Genomic DNA, 15,240 nt, shown 5'->3' on the forward strand with positions numbered 1-15,240 from the left:
ACATTTCCTTGAATCGAAAATAACTCAACATTGATTTGTTTTCGATTCAACACTTGAAATCCAGAAAGAAATCCCATGAAAGGGTGATAAAATCCACCTGTTTTCAAAAGAACATAACCATTACCTTTGGCATGTAATTTGCTTAATGTTATCTAAACCATTTAAGGGAGGTGAAAAAGTGTTATTAGTATCCTTGCCCGATCAATTACCTGAAAAAGAACGATTAAGACTTATTCAGCTTGTTCATCCAATGGAGGTATGGATAGAAGAACATTTTTTAGATGTTAAAAAAGAAATCCCTTTACAAAAGATTCAAATCTGGCTGACCTATGGCGCGGATGTGACAGAAGAAGCACTTAAACAAATGCCATCTCTAAAATGGATTCAAGTGTTTCAATCGGGTGTAGAAAAAATCCCTTTAGAAGAACTTAAAAAGCGAAACATTCTACTCACAAATATTAAAGGAATCCATGGCATACCAATGGCTGAACATGCTATGAGCACGATTCTATATTTTTCAAAAAACTTTGAGCAATATACGATCAATAAACAAAAGCACCTTTGGAACCGCCGCGGACATGACGATGAAGTATATGGAAAGACGATTGCTATTTTTGGAGCGGGCACAGTTGGACAGGCGATTGCGGAGAGATGTCAAGATTTTGGTATGCATGTGATTGGTGTCAACACGAGCGGCACGCTTAAGCCGCCTTTCGATGAAATGTATTCGATGAAAGATAAAGAAGATATATTAAAGAAAAGCGACTTTGTTCTATTGTTATTGCCAAGCATTCCAGAAACCTACCATTGCATGAGCAAACGTGAATTTTCCATTATGAAGGAAAGCGCTTACTTAATTAACTTAGGGCGCGGCTCCCTCATTCATAATAAGGACCTCATAGACAGCTTAGAAAACGGCAGCATCAAAGGCGCAGCGGTAGACGTCTTTGATGAGGAGCCGCTGCCAGAAGACAGTCCATTGTGGGATGCTCCGCATTTACTGATCACACCGCACATGGCAGCTCGTACGTGGCGATATTACGAAAGAGCACTAGAAAAATTCGCCCTAAATTTAGAAGCTTATCAACATAATGAACAGCCCCCCTATTACATTGACTTAAACAAAGGCTATTGAAAAATGAGAGTGTAGACAAAGGCTATTTTGAACAATCGCAGGTTAATAAAAAGGCACCTATTTGTTTGGAGGTTAGATACATGAAGAAACAAGAAACGGTGATTGCCAGCCAGCAAAGAACGATTGAAGAAGAACGTCAATACCGAAAAGAAAGATTAGCCGCCTCTTTCCGCTTGTTTGCCAGATACGATTACGATATGGGTGTCGCTGGCCATATTACTGCCCGGGACCCCGAATACACCGATCATTTTTGGGTCAACCCATTCGCCATGGATTTCAGCCAAATTAAAGTGTCCGACTTAGTGTTAGCCAATCATCAAGGAAAAGTCGTGGAGGGAAACAAACCGATTAATAAGGCAGCCTTTGCGATTCATTCAAGAATTCATGAAGCCCGTCCTGATGTCATTGCTGCGGCTCATTCACATTCGATCTACGGAAAAAGCTTTTCTTCTCTTGGAAAACTGCTTAAACCAATTACACAAGATGCCTGCGCATTTTACGAGGATCATGGCTTGTTTGACGACTATACAGGTGTTGTATTCGATGTCGAAGAAGGTGACCGGATTGCCGCGGCATTAAAAAACTATAAAGCTGTCATTCTCCGAAACCATGGACTATTAACGGTCGGAAAATCAGTAGAAGAAGCAATATGGTGGTTCATTTCTATGGACCGTGCGTGCCAAGCACAATTGTTGGCAGAAGCTGCAGGCACTCCAATAAATATTGACCATCATCAAGCGATCAAAACGCGGGGAGAAGTCGGCTCACCGCAGGCAAAAATTAATTTTCAACCGATGTGGGAGCGTATCGTCAAACAAGAACCGGACCTATTAAATTAAAAAAAGAGGTGCTATATATGAAGACGAAAAAATTATCAAAGGTTTTGTCCATTCCTCTCGCCTTTTCCTTTCTCTTAGCAGGCTGTGCATCTAGTGGATCAGATACAGGTGCCAAGAGTAAAGACAGTAATACAGTCGAACTGAAAATCACACATGCTGTACCAGAAGACCATGCCTCACATTTAGCGCTGTTAGACTTTAAAGAAAAGTTAGCTGAAAAGTCAGATGGCAAAATCGACTTGAAAATTTTCCCTAACGGCCAATTATACGGCTCCGACCGTGAAGCGGTCGAAGCGACACAACTAGGAAATGTAGATATGACAATGGTGGCTACGCCAACAATGGCAAGCTTTGAACCGGCATTTATGGTATTTGACTTACCATTCATTTTCCCTACGCGGGATGAAGCGCATAAAGCATTAGACGGTCAACTGGGTGAAAAATTGAACGAACTGCTCCCTGCCCAAAAGCTTGTCGGACTTGGGTATGGTGAAAATGGATTCCGCCAATATTTAAATAACGTTCGTCCGATTAAAGAGCCGAACGATTTTAAAGGATTGAAATTCCGTGTAATTGAAAACAAATTGTACCAGGATGCTTTTGATTCAATGGGAGCAAACTCTTCGCCGCTTGCGTTTGGAGAAACATATTCTGCTCTTCAGCAAAATACATTTGACGGAATGGACAGCCCTGTTTCATTAGTCTATGCGATGAAATTTTATGAAGTGCAAAAGTATTTGACGATTGGTGATCAAACGTATGCTCCGCTCATCACTGTCATCAATAAAGAAAAACTAGACTCCATGCCTAAGGACTTACAAGAAATCCTTGTATCTGAAGCACAAGAAATGTCTAAACATCAAAGGGAATTGGCTCACAAACAAGATACAGAGCAATTAGCTAAATTAAAAGAGGCTGGAATGAAAGTAAACGAACTTTCCGCTAAGGATAAACAAAAATTCAGAAAGCACCTTCAGCCCATTTACGATAAGTATGTCAGCCAAATCGGTAAAGATTACGTAGATGCGGCAATGGCTGCAGCTAAAGGAGAATAAAGCAAGTCCTATAACCAGGAGGAACAATAAATGATGAAAAAAAATATAAGGGACGCAAAAATTGAAGAATGGCTGCTCGTCGCTTCACTGTTACTCATTGTTGCTTTAGTATTTGCACAAGTCATTTTTAGATATTTAATTAGTTCCTCTCTCGGTTGGAGTGAAGAGCTATCCAGATATATTTTAATCTGGATAGCTTGGATCGGTGCAGCGTATGCTGTTCGCGCACAAAAACACATTCGAGTGGAACTGCTGAAGAACATAGTCAATGAATCTGGGAAAAAAGTGATCGAATGTATAGCCCTTCTTCTTTGGTTTCTCTTCGCTCTATTCCTTGTCATTAATGGAACTCAATTAATCTTAAGTATTCATGAAACAGGGCAAATAAGCCCGTCTAACGGTATTCCAATGTGGATCGTATACTTAGCTGTACCTATTGGGGGAGGATTAATGACATTAAGGCTGATCCAGGAAATGATTTATATTTTGAAGCCGGGTCTAAATGAGGGAGGTATGAAAAATTGACAACCCTTGTGCTATTTGCGTCTCTATTTGTATTCATTGCTTTAAGCGTTCCAATAGGGATTGCTATCGGTCTTTCCACTTTAATCACTGCCATGTTTTTCACTGATGGCATTCCTGTCATGACATTAACACAAAAAGTCTTTACATCCCTTGACTCTTTTCCCATCATGGCGATTCCCTTCTTCATGATGGCTGGTATTTTAATGGGTAAAGGCGGCGTTTCCAAAAGACTGCTGGACTTTGCAGGCTCATTAGTCGGCTTTATTATGGGCGGTTTAGCAATGGTCACGGTGCTCACCTGTATGTTTTTCGCTGCTATTTCAGGTTCCGGTCCCGCAACGGTTGCGGCTATCGGCTCCTTCATGATCCCAGCAATGGATAAAGAGAAATACGGCCGGGGATTTGCAGCGGCCATCACAGCTTCTGCCGGAGCCATTGGTGTGATCATCCCTCCGAGCATTCCTTTTGTTTTGTACGGTGTCGTCGGAAGTGTTTCAATTGGAAGCCTTTTCCTTGCCGGCATTTTACCTGGAATCATGATTGGTGTCTCTTTAATGATCGTTTCTTATTTTATCATCAAAAGAAAAGCTCAAAAGGCTGCTTCCACTGTCTCCAAAGAAAGCATTGCATTAAACGAGACTTCAGCAGCGATTGAACAAATAAAGGCAAAGCGAATTGATTTCAAACACGTGTTGAAAACGTTTTATGAAGCAAAATGGGCCCTGCTTACACCCGTTATTATTCTCGGGGGGATTTACGGAAGTATTTTTACCCCTACAGAATCAGCAGCAGTTGCTATTATTTACGGCTTAATCGTAGGTATGTTTATCCATAAGGAACTAAGCTGGCGGGACATATATGACAGCGCTTTAGAGACGATCCAAGTCGTTGGAGCTACTCTGTATATGATTGGTTTATCGATCGCCTTTGCTTACGTATTAAATATCGAGCAAATCCCGCAGCAAATTGCTGACTTCATTCTTGGCTTTTCCACGAATGTCTATATTGTCCTCTTTTTAATTATTTTGTTCCTGCTCGTTGTGGGCGCATTTTTGGACACGATTGCAGCGCTCGTTATTTTGACTCCGATCCTGCTTCCAATTGTTACACAAGTCGGAGTAGACCCTGTCCACTTCGGTGTGATTCTCGTAACCGCTCTAGCGATAGGATTTATTACACCTCCTGTTGGTGTCAACTTATTCGTCGCTTCAGCCATAGGAAATATCTCGATTGAGAGAATAGCGGCCGCAGCGATCCCATTGTTTGTTGTTATGCTATTCATCCTATTTCTCATAAGCTATATTCCGTTTTTCTCCACCTTCCTGCCAAGCCTGGCTAGTTAAATGAAGAAAATCGGGTAATGTCTCTCGGATAATGGAGGTTTAACAGATCATGACTCATTTATATGCAGATACAATTTTATATAATGGTTCTATTGTAGCAATGGATGAAGAAAAAAGAACATACCAGGCCGCTGCTTTAAAAGACAGTAAAATCCTTGCTCTCGGCAATGAACAATTAATGAAAAACTATAGCGGTCCTTACACTGAAGCGATCAATTTGGAAGGAAAAACCGTACTTCCGGGCTTCATTGATGCCCATCAACATATTTTTAATACAGGGTTTAATTTATTAACGATCAACTGTGACTTTTCGTCTTCGTCAGAAATCGTGGAAGCGATCAAGAAGCGGGCGGAGGAAAGCCATCCCGATGAATGGATTATCGGCTGGGGGTACAATGAGTCCAACTTCTCTGAAGATCGGCCGTTAGATCAATACACTTTCACAGATATCGAGAATCCTATTTTCATTGCAAGGTATTGCCTGCACACGGCAGTCGTGAACGGGCGCGCCTTAGAACTGGCAGGCATCTCTAGAGATACTGTCATTGAAGGAGGCATTATCGAAAAAGATCCTCATGGAAAGCCGACCGGCATTCTTAAAGAAAAAGCAATGGAGCTTGTAAAAAGCGTTATGCCTCCCCATACGGAAGAATCACTGTCGGAAATGGTGATACGCGCAAACCATGAATATATACGAAATGGAATTACAAGTGTACACGAAGCAGGCCTCGGTTTTTTCTCTGGTTCAATGGAAGAATTTAAAGTGTTACAACAATTATCCGAAGCAAAGAAGCTAAACGTCAGAATATACGCGATGATTCTAACCGATTTCTTCAAGCATCTTAATGGAGTTAAATTACAAGGGAATTTCGGCAACGAAAACTTAAAAGTTGGCTCTGTTAAATTGTTTTGTGATGGTACGTTAGGAGGACAAACCGCGGCGATGTCGAGGCCATACGCCAACAACAGGGCCAATACAGGAATCTATATGTATTCGGACCAGGAGCTGGAGAACAAAATCACGGAAGCGCATCAAGCAGGCTATCAAATTGCTGTTCATGCTATGGGTGATGCAGCGATTGAAAAGATTTTAACTTTATTCGAAAAAGCACTGCAAACATATCCGCGCAGCGACCACCGCCATCGTATTGAACACGCGGCTGTCACACGGGACGACTTAATTCAAAAAATGAAAGACCTTGGTGTCATCCCGGTCCCTCAATATGGACTTATTCATGACATGGGGGATATTTATATGAAGGTTCTGGATCAGCCTGCTTATAATTATGTGTTTGCCAGTAAAACATTTTATGATGCGGGACTAAAACCTGCCGGAAGTTCAGATAGCCCTGTCATTGATTTTTCTCCTTTAGCAGGTATATACGCAGCGATGAGCCGTGAAACAAAAAACAAATCTGTGTTTCTTCCAGAACAAAGATTAAGTTTAGTAGAAGCCATTGAAACGTACACCGCGTTTGCTGCTCGTGCTTCTTTTGACGAAAACATAAAAGGAACATTAGAAGTTGGAAAATTAGCAGATATGGTTGTCCTTCCTGCTAACTTTATGCAATTTAGCGCAGAAGAAGTCAAAAATACCGAAGTAGATATGACAATTATTGGAGGGGAAATTGTTTTCCAACGAGAAAGGAGCCACCAACATGGATGAAAATGTAGTATCTATCAATTTGAATAGATTGATGCAGACGATAGAAGCAAGCGCTCAAATCGGTGCCCTCCCTAAAGGCGGGATTCGCCGTTTGGCACTGACCAATGAAGATCAACATATGCGTGACTTGTTTGTAAAATGGCTGAAAGAAGCGGGATTAACCGTCCGCATTGATGACTTTGGAAACATGTACGGCAGGAAAGAAGGCTTAAACCCAGATGCCTCTGCCCTTCTGATCGGTTCTCATCTAGACACACAGCCAGAGGGCGGGCGCTACGATGGCATATTAGGTGTATTGTCCGCTCTCGAAGTGTTGCGCACGTTAAATGAACAGAAAATAAAACTAGAACGGCCCGTCGAAATTGTCTGTTTCACGAACGAGGAAGGGGCACGTTTCGAACCGCCGATCATGGGAGCAGGCGGCCTTGCAGGTGTGTTCGATGAGTCCTTTGTTTTTAGCCGTACAGACAAGGATGGAAAAACATTTGAAGAAGAATTAAAACGAATCGGTTATCAAGGACAGAAAGAGAACCGAGCTGAAAATATATTCAGTTACATTGAACTGCACATCGAGCAAGGCCCTGTACTGGAGCATGAAAATATCGATATTGGCATTGTGACAGGCATTCAAGGAATGAACTGGTTAGAAGCAAAAGTCATCGGCCAATCCGATCACGCAGGTCCAACACCGATGTCCATGCGAAAGGATGCTTTATTAGCAGCTTCTAAAATGATCACAACGATTAACCAAGTCGTATTGGAGCAAGACAACGAAGCCACCGCTACAGTCGGCCGTTTATCATTAACGCCTCATTCTATCAACTGCGTGCCAGGTGAAGTGATCTTCTCTATTGATGTGAGACACTCTGATGATCGGATCAGAAAACATCTCCTCAACGAAATACAGCAAAGAATTAGTACAATTGCTGTCATTGAAAACGTACAAATTGAAATTAAAGAAATTTGGGAGACGCCTTCCAGCCATTTTTCCACTCAATTGATTGACTGTATTTCAGAAGAAGCCGATCGTCTCGGTTACAGCACAAAGAAGATGATCAGCGGCGCGGGACATGATGCAAAATATATGAATAAATTAGCAGATACCGCCATGATTTTTGTACCGAGCGTAGACGGAAAAAGCCATTGTCAAGAAGAGTTTACGAAGGAAGACCATATTAAAAGAGGAGCTAACCTGCTATTACATGTCGTTCAAAAAATCGCCCAATTGAACAAAATAGAAGTCTAAGACAAAGTGTCAGACCTCACACCAAGAATACACTGTATACCCGATGCGGGGTCTGACGCTTATAAGATAGCTTCTTTTTTCTCAAACATGATCTACCCCACCCGCTGGCTCCGCTGCTCTCTTCATTGCTTCCTTAAATTTATCAAGACAATCTTTACATATACATGTTTTCCTTAACTGTTCAGGTGGAACAAGATCAAAAATCTCCCTCGGAAAGAATTCCTTATTGCACCAGCATACCCCTAAAGATTTATCCATAGAATTGCAGCAGTTATTGCTTCCGCTGCAAATCGGGCAGCTTACATTTTTATCTATTTCGCTAGGCATCTTCAACCTCCTCAATGTTTACTAAATTTTTCCCTAGTATAACATAGAAAGGTAGAGGCAGAAGTTAGAACATCTTTTACATTAAATAGCAGCTGGATTTAACCCACTGGTCTTGAGCCGACAGCAAGGCCCGAACTTTCTACTGTCATAATTGGACGAACAATAGTATCTCCATTCACCATGAATGATCAAACTTTCAACTATGCCACCTGATTTAATACTTATTGCATGTGCCGCAAGCTCCGTTAATACACCTTTAACTTTGGAAGTGGTGAATCGTAATGGGAAATTCACCACTTTTTAGATGAGGTATGGTGAAAGAATTAAGCTTTTTGGAAAAACTATTTAGCAGATCAGTTATTGAGGAGGAAAAAACAATGACAAATTAAACAATCCTGCTGTTAATTGATAAAAAACAAAAGCCCGCCCTCCAACCCATTAAAATACACACGTAAGTGCCGGCTTTCCCTTTAAATATATCTATGACCCAACAGCTGTCTGCGCCCCGTCCTTCCCTTTCACTTTATCAATTTTATCTACAAACATTTGAAATACCTTTTTCTTTTCTTCGAGGTCTTTGATTGCTTCTTTCAGCTCGTTAAATTTCTTTTCAAACGGAGTATGGTACAGCTCACGGATATTACGAATAATATCTTCATTGACCGTTGATTGGATCACTTGTTTCGTGATGCTGAACTTATAAGTATATACCTGCAATTCCTGTTTGATTTCTTCATATTCTTTATCGATATCATTTAATAACCCGTCAATTTCCTGCTTCCATTCTTCTAAAGATTTTTTCACATGCTCTTCCATGTCAATGCTCCTTTTACCGTTCATAATATGTCTCCAATCTAATAGCCATCTTTCATTGTACCAATTGAACGTTTCAGCTTTATTGCTGTAAAATTACATCGAAATAAAATTCCTTCATCGGCGATTCGTCCATGTAAACACATGCCAAATGATTATTAGAAACAGAAGATACCCAAAGAAAGAATAGCTATGATGCCATTGATCGCTATGGCGAAAGAATCCCCATTGCTCAGCTGTTTTCTCAGCAGCCGCTCCCCCGATGCTAAGCAGCAAAACAAACACGCCCCTGTACCACGGGATCATCTTGCTCATTAGAAAAAGAAACAGCCCTGTGAAAAAAGGAAGAGCAAAAAGTGTAAAGGCAAGATTGATCGAAAAAATTTCCGCGAAAGGACGAAGCGGAAATTCGTACATTCCTTTACCGCTGAAGTACAGGTCTAAATAAGTGCCAAGCCATGAAGCAGTTAAGACCGCTGGGAAATAAGAAACAATATTAATGAAAAATCGCTTTTTTGGCGAGGGCGGCAAGTTCAAGTTTTTCGATGGTTTCACAGTATTCATCTATAATCTCTCCATGAATGGATTCATTTTCGTCTTGCAAATAGTCAATAACGTTCCAATGATGAAACCAATCTCCCAGTTCCGCTTCAGGGTGTTCAACATTTTTCCATGCATACTCAAGTCTAGGGCTATACAGCCTTATCGCTCCATTTCTTAACTGACATCCCTTTAACCGCCGGGTAAATCTTGTTCCCGGTACTCCCTCATCGACGTCATTGAATACATCTTTCCAATAATCTTTCCGGGAACCGGTATGCGGATGATCGACCGCCCAGCGAAAGACTTTCTTCAGTTGATTCTCATCTTGAAAAAGCAAGCGGTATAACCGTTTTCCAAGCATAATCCGCTCATGCAAAGAACCAAAGTGATGAAGGGTAAGCCCGACAAGCGATGCTTTTCCTTCTGACTCCCTCTCTCCCTCGTAAGGGAATAAAATATGATTGACAGAGAGAACATCCTGCAACACAAATTCGAGTGTATGAAACACCTTTTCCTTAAACAAAGAATTCTGGATGATCCTTTGTTCTAAATAGCTTTGTTCATTAATAATGAGAGCAATCGCGAGCAAATAGCGGTCGCGTTTCCGCCAATATTGATTCCATATTACTTCCATAAATAAAGATATATTTAAATACGGCAACAAATAGAAAAGATTTCGCTTTTGTCTTTCACTCTCTGCAAACAGTAAAAACTGCGGATATGCATCTTGAAAAATAAGCCAATTCCCGCGTTCCAAAAAGGTAAAAAACACCTGCCTTTTTTCTTCATTTAAAATCCGTGAAAAGAAATCCCCACGTAAATCTGTCATATTCCATCCCCCATTCCTTGATACCATATGGCCAAGGAATGCCCAGTGTACTTCCGGATAGAGGCAATAAAAATCCAAATACGCTTTCGTTCTTGTCACATTGTCCCTGTTTAATTGGTATGTTTGCCGGCGAATATACTGAAGAAGCTGCTGATCCTGCTTGGATAGACTTAACTCTTCCGAAAGTGACACAGATTGCTCCATCCTCTTTAATGCTTCTTTAACCTCCAACATATTTTCAGAGAGCGGCTGTGTTGTCTTTTTCTTTTTCAGAAAAAAAATCACCCTTCACCTCCGCTGCCGCTTTTCTTCAAAGAATTCTTTTCCCCCCGCGGAATATGTATAAGAAAAGCATAATCTTACACAGGAGGAGAGTGTGTAACGATGAATCAGCATACAAAAAAACTAATCAGCCACATTGTCCACACACTAAAAGAAGCGCAGACAACGGACGGTTCGTGGGACTACCCTTTCGACACTGGTATCTCAACAGATGCTTATATGATCATTTTATTAAGAACACTAGAAATAAATGATGAAGACTTCATCAGAGGATTGACAAAGAGGATATTGAGCAAACAGGAGAAGAATGGAGCGTGGAAACTGTTTCACGACGAAGGGTCTGGAAATATGAGTGCAACTGTTGAAGCCTATTACTCTCTTCTTTATTCCGGTTATTATTCCAAAAATGATCCACGGCTGCAGGCAGCTAAAACGTTCATCTTAGCAAACGGAGGGATAGAACGATCCCATCTGTTTACAAAGATTATGCTTGCTTTAACAGGACAATATCGATGGCCGCTCTGTTTCCCCATTCCCATTGAAATCATTCTTTTGCCGCTTTATTTTCCAATCAATTTCTATGATTTTTCTGTATATGGAAGGGCTAACCTCGCTCCTATTATGATTGTGGCCAACTCGAAATATAGTAAAAAAACGAAAGAAAGCCCCTGCCTTTCCGATCTATTTGCTTCCAGAGAAGACAGCTTTTTCAACTGGCCGGAAACTCGTGAATCAAATCGGTGTATCTCCATTATTAAACAAGGAATTAAACATTTAGTTGGATTCCCCCACTACCTCCATTCACTGGCCATTCAGCGGATGAAACAGTATATGTTAGATCGAATTGAACCGGATGGAACACTTTACAGCTACTTCAGTTCAACCTTCCTGATGATTTTCGCCTTGCTTTCACTAGGTCACTCTAGAACAGACCCGATCATTTTACAGGCTGTGAAAGGGTTAAAAGCGATGGCATGCACGATCGACGGCTACCCTCATATGCAATATACGACGGCCTCAGTATGGAATACTTCCTTAATTAGCTATGTTCTTCAAGAAGCGGGAGTCCTTCCTTCTGATCCGGTGATCGCAAAAGCGAACCGTTATTTATTAGAGCGGCAGCAAGTAAAATACGGTGATTGGACCATTCATAACTCGGGGATACTGCCCGGCGGCTGGGGGTTTTCTCATGTAAATACAATGAATCCTGACGTCGATGACACGACCGCTTCGTTAAGAGCTTTTTCACGAAGTATTCGAATCGATTCCAGCTTGCACCAATCATGGAACAAAGGAATAAAGTGGATCTACTCTATGCAAAATGATGACGGCGGCTGGCCGGCTTTTGAGAAAAACACAGACAAAAAGTTATTGAGCTTACTGCCGATTGAAGGAGGGGAATTTCTGCTTACCGACCCAAGCAGTGCTGATCTGACTGGGAGAACGCTCGAATTTCTCGGCAATTACACTCGTCTGCCAAAACAGCATGGAATCATGAAGAAAGGAACCAACTGGCTGTTCCAACATCAAGAGGAAGACGGATCATGGTATGGCCGCTGGGGAATTTGTTATTTGTACGGAACTTGGGCCGCGATTACCGGACTCAGAGCAGCCGGTGTGAAACCACAGCATTCAGCCATTCATAAAGCAGTGAATTGGCTGCACAGCATTCAAAATAAAGACGGCGGCTGGGGAGAATCTTGTAAAAGTGATACAAAAAATATGTATGTTCCCCTTGGAGCAAGCACCCTAACTCATACATCGTGGGCACTCGACGCTCTAATCTCTACTGCCGAAAAGCCGACACGAGAAATGCGGGCGGGAATCTCCTATTTGCTTGAATCTTATCATAAACAAGACTGGACGACTTCTTATCCCGCAGGGCAAGGTATGGGCGGCGGCTTTTACCCCCACTATCACAGTTACCGATATATTTTCCCTTTGCTTGCTTTAGCTCATTATGAGAGGAAATTTCGAGAAGTTGTAAACTGAGCGCCTGTAGCGGAGATCAACAGATCGTTTAACAAAACCTAATAAATTAAAGTAAAAAAAATGAATTTTTTCTTCAAAACTATACGTATGTCCAAACCATTACGGAAATTTTTCATATCATGTATTAATCATATAAACAGGAGGTGATATCGGAATGGGTCACTCAGGAGGTTACGGCGGCGCGTTCGCGTTGATCGTTGTATTGTTCATTTTATTAATCATCGTTGGAGCATCTTACATCGGCTACTAATCCCCCAGCTTTTTAGCCTTTGAGAAATAAGATAAAAAATCCCCCTTCCTTTCTTGTACGGACTATTGAAAAGCCAGATCGATCATATCTGGCTTTTTTTTAATTTCCTTGAATAACATTGAGAGTCATCGTCATTCATTATCTTTTTTCTATAACCAAAAACAACGGTAAAAATTTTTACCCCTTTTTTCTTCTAAAACAGCCGACCCCGACCGATTATTATTTGAAGATCGATAGCTGCGGCTATTCACTTTTACACACTCTCTTTTTGTTAGTAACATTCTTTTCCATTCCCTCTCCACCCTTTATTTAATCACATATTTCTGTCTCCTCCTGCTCATGATTTTTAACAACTGTTCCCTCAATGGCCATTACCTTTCATGAATTCCCACAACGCCAACAAATAAATATTGTGGTATAACAAAAAAATACTTTGCAGAATTTTGTCGTTATTGTAAAATAAATTCACCCCAAAAAGAATCTAATAGATCAGATGAAAAAAACAGATATTAATATAATAGTTTCAATCATATCCATCCATTTAATACTATTATAAAAAATATCATGACTATTAAATTCTATTTCAACATAGAAAGGACTGAAAAAAATGGCGTTACCACAACAAGAAAGTACAAGTTCAGAACACTTAAATCATGAAGACAACAAGTTGAAACGAGGATTAAAGTCCCGACATTTAACGATGATTTCAATTGGGGGAGCGATTGGTACCGGGTTGTTCCTTGGAAGCGGGGCAGCCATTCACACGGCTGGACCAGGCGGAGCATTACTTGCTTATGCTTTAGTTGGTGCAATGGTATTTTTCGTTATGACAAGCTTAGGGGAATTGTCTGCATTTATGCCAACGAGCGGGGCATTTAGTACGTACGGAACACGATTTGTCGATCCGGCATTCGGATTTGCCTTAGGATGGACTTATTGGTTCAACTGGGCAATGACTATTGCAGCTGAATTAACCGCCTCAACGATGATCATGAAATTCTGGTTTCCAGACAGTCCATCATTGTTATGGAGTATGTCATTCTTAGCTCTTATTTTTCTTTTAAATTACTTATCTGTTAAAGGGTACGGAGAAGGGGAATACTGGTTTTCCTTCGTTAAAGTATCTGCTATCGTCGTTTTCATCGTCGTAGGTGTATTAATGATTTTTGGCATTATGGGTGGGGAAGTCATCGGTTTTAAAAACTTTACCGTGGATGAAGCACCTTTCTCTGGTGGTTTTCTTGGTGTCTTCATTGTTTTCATTGCAGCCGGATTTTCTTTCCAAGGTACAGAAATTGTTGGTGTAGCTGCTGGTGAAAGTGAAGACCCAGCCAAAAACGTACCAAAAGCAATTAAAAGTGTATTCTGGAGAATCCTTCTGTTTTACGTACTAGCCATCTTTGTCATCGGGCTTATTATTCCTTATACGACTCCTAGTTTACAAAGTGAAGACGTGATGGTCAGCCCATTCACGCTTGTATTTAAAAAAGCAGGTCTTGCCTTTGCAGCTTCTCTCATGAATGCAGTTATTTTAACAGCTATTTTATCAGCGGGTAACTCAAGTTTATACGCATCCACTCGTATGTTATACTCAATGGCTAAAGAGGGACAAGCACCGCGCATTTTCGCCAAGCTGAATAAACGGGGTGTACCTGTTGCAGCCATCATTTTAACTTGCCTTGTCGGTATGCTCGCCTTTTTCTCTTCTATTTTCGGTGACGGGATCGTATATGTATGGTTAATGAACTCGATCGGTATTACAGGCTTTATCTTCTGGCTTGGTATTTCTGTCAGCCATTATCGTTTCCGTAAAGCTTTTCTCGCTCAAGGTCATTCGCTGGATGAGCTGCCGTACCGTGCCAAATGGTATCCATTTGGACCAATTTTCGCTGTTTTGATTGGTCTGATTGTTATTTTGTCTCAAAACTTTCAAGCGTTCCTTGCGGACAAAATTGATTGGGGCAGTGTCGTAGCCGCTTATATGGGGATTCCCCTCTTCCTTCTATTATGGTTTGGTTATAAATTTATGAAGAAAACCAAAGTGGTTCCACTCGAAAAATGCGAATTTGATTTTGACTATAGAAAAGATGATTAAACCATCTTAACTAAAACACTGGCCGGACAAAGTTATTAACGTTGTCCGGTTTTTATTAGCCTTCATTTCACATACGGTAGGCATTGATTCCTTTAGTTATTAAGAACCCTCCATGAACGTGCGTTGGTTCATAGGAAATGATGAATGCTTTTGGTGATAAAGAGGTTACAAGCCTTCTCAACCTTTGTTCGTAATTTCTTTTAGCAAGTATTTTTAACACTAAGCGTTTTCCGTCCTTGCCATCTGCAATCCATGTCGTCACTCCATATCCTTGTTCACGAATTTTCTCCGGCAAGTCAC

15 protein-coding genes are annotated in these 15,240 nt (G+C 41.0%); 10 read left to right on the plus strand and 5 right to left on the minus strand.

The annotated features are described in order from the left end of the window. Positions 1 to 178: 178 nt before the first annotated feature. The 7 genes from QYG89_RS12420 to QYG89_RS12450 all read left to right on the plus strand — a co-directional run bounded on the left by QYG89_RS12420 (position 179) and on the right by QYG89_RS12450 (position 7,809). Positions 179 to 1,135 carry a D-2-hydroxyacid dehydrogenase gene (locus tag QYG89_RS12420; RefSeq protein WP_404317779.1) on the plus strand — a complete coding sequence of 319 codons (957 nt, stop codon included), beginning with the start codon at positions 179 to 181 and terminating at the stop codon, positions 1,133 to 1,135. A gap of 65 nt (positions 1,136 to 1,200) precedes the next feature. After that, a complete protein-coding gene (locus QYG89_RS12425; RefSeq protein ID WP_404317780.1) occupies positions 1,201 to 1,974 on the plus strand; it encodes a class II aldolase/adducin family protein in 774 nt (257 codons plus the stop codon). A gap of 17 nt (positions 1,975 to 1,991) precedes the next feature. Further along, entirely contained in the window at positions 1,992 to 3,029 is a 1,038-nt protein-coding gene (locus QYG89_RS12430; RefSeq protein ID WP_404317782.1) for a DctP family TRAP transporter solute-binding subunit, read from the plus strand. A 30-nt stretch (positions 3,030 to 3,059) separates the two neighbouring features. Continuing rightward, entirely contained in the window at positions 3,060 to 3,554 is a 495-nt protein-coding gene (locus tag QYG89_RS12435; RefSeq protein WP_404317784.1) for a TRAP transporter small permease, read from the plus strand. Next, positions 3,551 to 4,897, plus strand: a complete 1,347-nt coding sequence (locus QYG89_RS12440) for a TRAP transporter large permease (protein ID WP_404317786.1) — start codon at positions 3,551 to 3,553, stop codon at positions 4,895 to 4,897. The genes QYG89_RS12435 and QYG89_RS12440 overlap by 4 nt, the downstream gene beginning before the upstream one ends. 49 nt (positions 4,898 to 4,946) lie before the next feature. Next, positions 4,947 to 6,563: an amidohydrolase gene (locus QYG89_RS12445; RefSeq protein ID WP_404317788.1), complete on the plus strand. Its 1,617-nt coding sequence runs from the start codon at positions 4,947 to 4,949 to the stop codon at positions 6,561 to 6,563. After that, positions 6,556 to 7,809 (plus strand): M20 family metallo-hydrolase, encoded by a 1,254-nt coding sequence (locus tag QYG89_RS12450; RefSeq protein ID WP_404317789.1) that lies wholly within the window; start codon positions 6,556 to 6,558, stop codon positions 7,807 to 7,809. The genes QYG89_RS12445 and QYG89_RS12450 overlap by 8 nt, the downstream gene beginning before the upstream one ends. 81 nt (positions 7,810 to 7,890) lie before the next feature. Here the strand turns inward: QYG89_RS12450 and QYG89_RS12455 are convergent, their stop codons facing one another. From QYG89_RS12455 to QYG89_RS12470, 4 genes are all read right to left on the minus strand, one after another. After that, positions 7,891 to 8,136 (minus strand): cysteine-rich CWC family protein, encoded by a 246-nt coding sequence (locus tag QYG89_RS12455; RefSeq protein ID WP_404317790.1) that lies wholly within the window; start codon positions 8,134 to 8,136, stop codon positions 7,891 to 7,893. Positions 8,137 to 8,616: 480 nt separating this feature from the next. Next, entirely contained in the window at positions 8,617 to 8,952 is a 336-nt protein-coding gene (locus tag QYG89_RS12460; protein WP_404317811.1) for a hypothetical protein, read from the minus strand. Between the two features lie 114 nt (positions 8,953 to 9,066). Beyond that, entirely contained in the window at positions 9,067 to 9,513 is a 447-nt protein-coding gene (locus QYG89_RS12465; protein ID WP_404317791.1) for a CBO0543 family protein, read from the minus strand. Then, positions 9,446 to 10,603, minus strand: coding sequence for a DUF2515 family protein (locus tag QYG89_RS12470; RefSeq protein WP_404317813.1), 1,158 nt, complete (start codon positions 10,601 to 10,603; stop codon positions 9,446 to 9,448). The genes QYG89_RS12465 and QYG89_RS12470 overlap by 68 nt, the downstream gene beginning before the upstream one ends. Before the next feature lie 102 nt (positions 10,604 to 10,705). Between QYG89_RS12470 and shc the strand changes: the two genes are divergently transcribed. The 3 genes from shc (at position 10,706) to QYG89_RS12485 (ending at position 14,940) form a co-directional block, all read left to right on the plus strand. Continuing rightward, positions 10,706 to 12,595 carry a squalene--hopene cyclase gene (gene shc, locus QYG89_RS12475; protein ID WP_404317793.1) on the plus strand — a complete coding sequence of 630 codons (1,890 nt, stop codon included), beginning with the start codon at positions 10,706 to 10,708 and terminating at the stop codon, positions 12,593 to 12,595. A 154-nt stretch (positions 12,596 to 12,749) separates the two neighbouring features. After that, positions 12,750 to 12,845 (plus strand): YjcZ family sporulation protein, encoded by a 96-nt coding sequence (locus QYG89_RS12480; protein WP_404317796.1) that lies wholly within the window; start codon positions 12,750 to 12,752, stop codon positions 12,843 to 12,845. 607 nt (positions 12,846 to 13,452) lie between these two features. Next, positions 13,453 to 14,940: an amino acid permease gene (locus tag QYG89_RS12485; RefSeq protein WP_404317798.1), complete on the plus strand. Its 1,488-nt coding sequence runs from the start codon at positions 13,453 to 13,455 to the stop codon at positions 14,938 to 14,940. A gap of 67 nt (positions 14,941 to 15,007) precedes the next feature. Here QYG89_RS12485 and QYG89_RS12490 read toward each other — a convergent pair. Continuing rightward, positions 15,008 to 15,240: DUF2179 domain-containing protein (locus QYG89_RS12490; protein ID WP_404317800.1), on the minus strand; the 233-nt coding region annotated here is incomplete at its 5' end.

Source organism: Bacillus lumedeiriae, from assembly GCF_044891285.1.
GTDB lineage: Bacteria > Bacillota > Bacilli > Bacillales > Domibacillaceae > Pseudobacillus > Pseudobacillus lumedeiriae.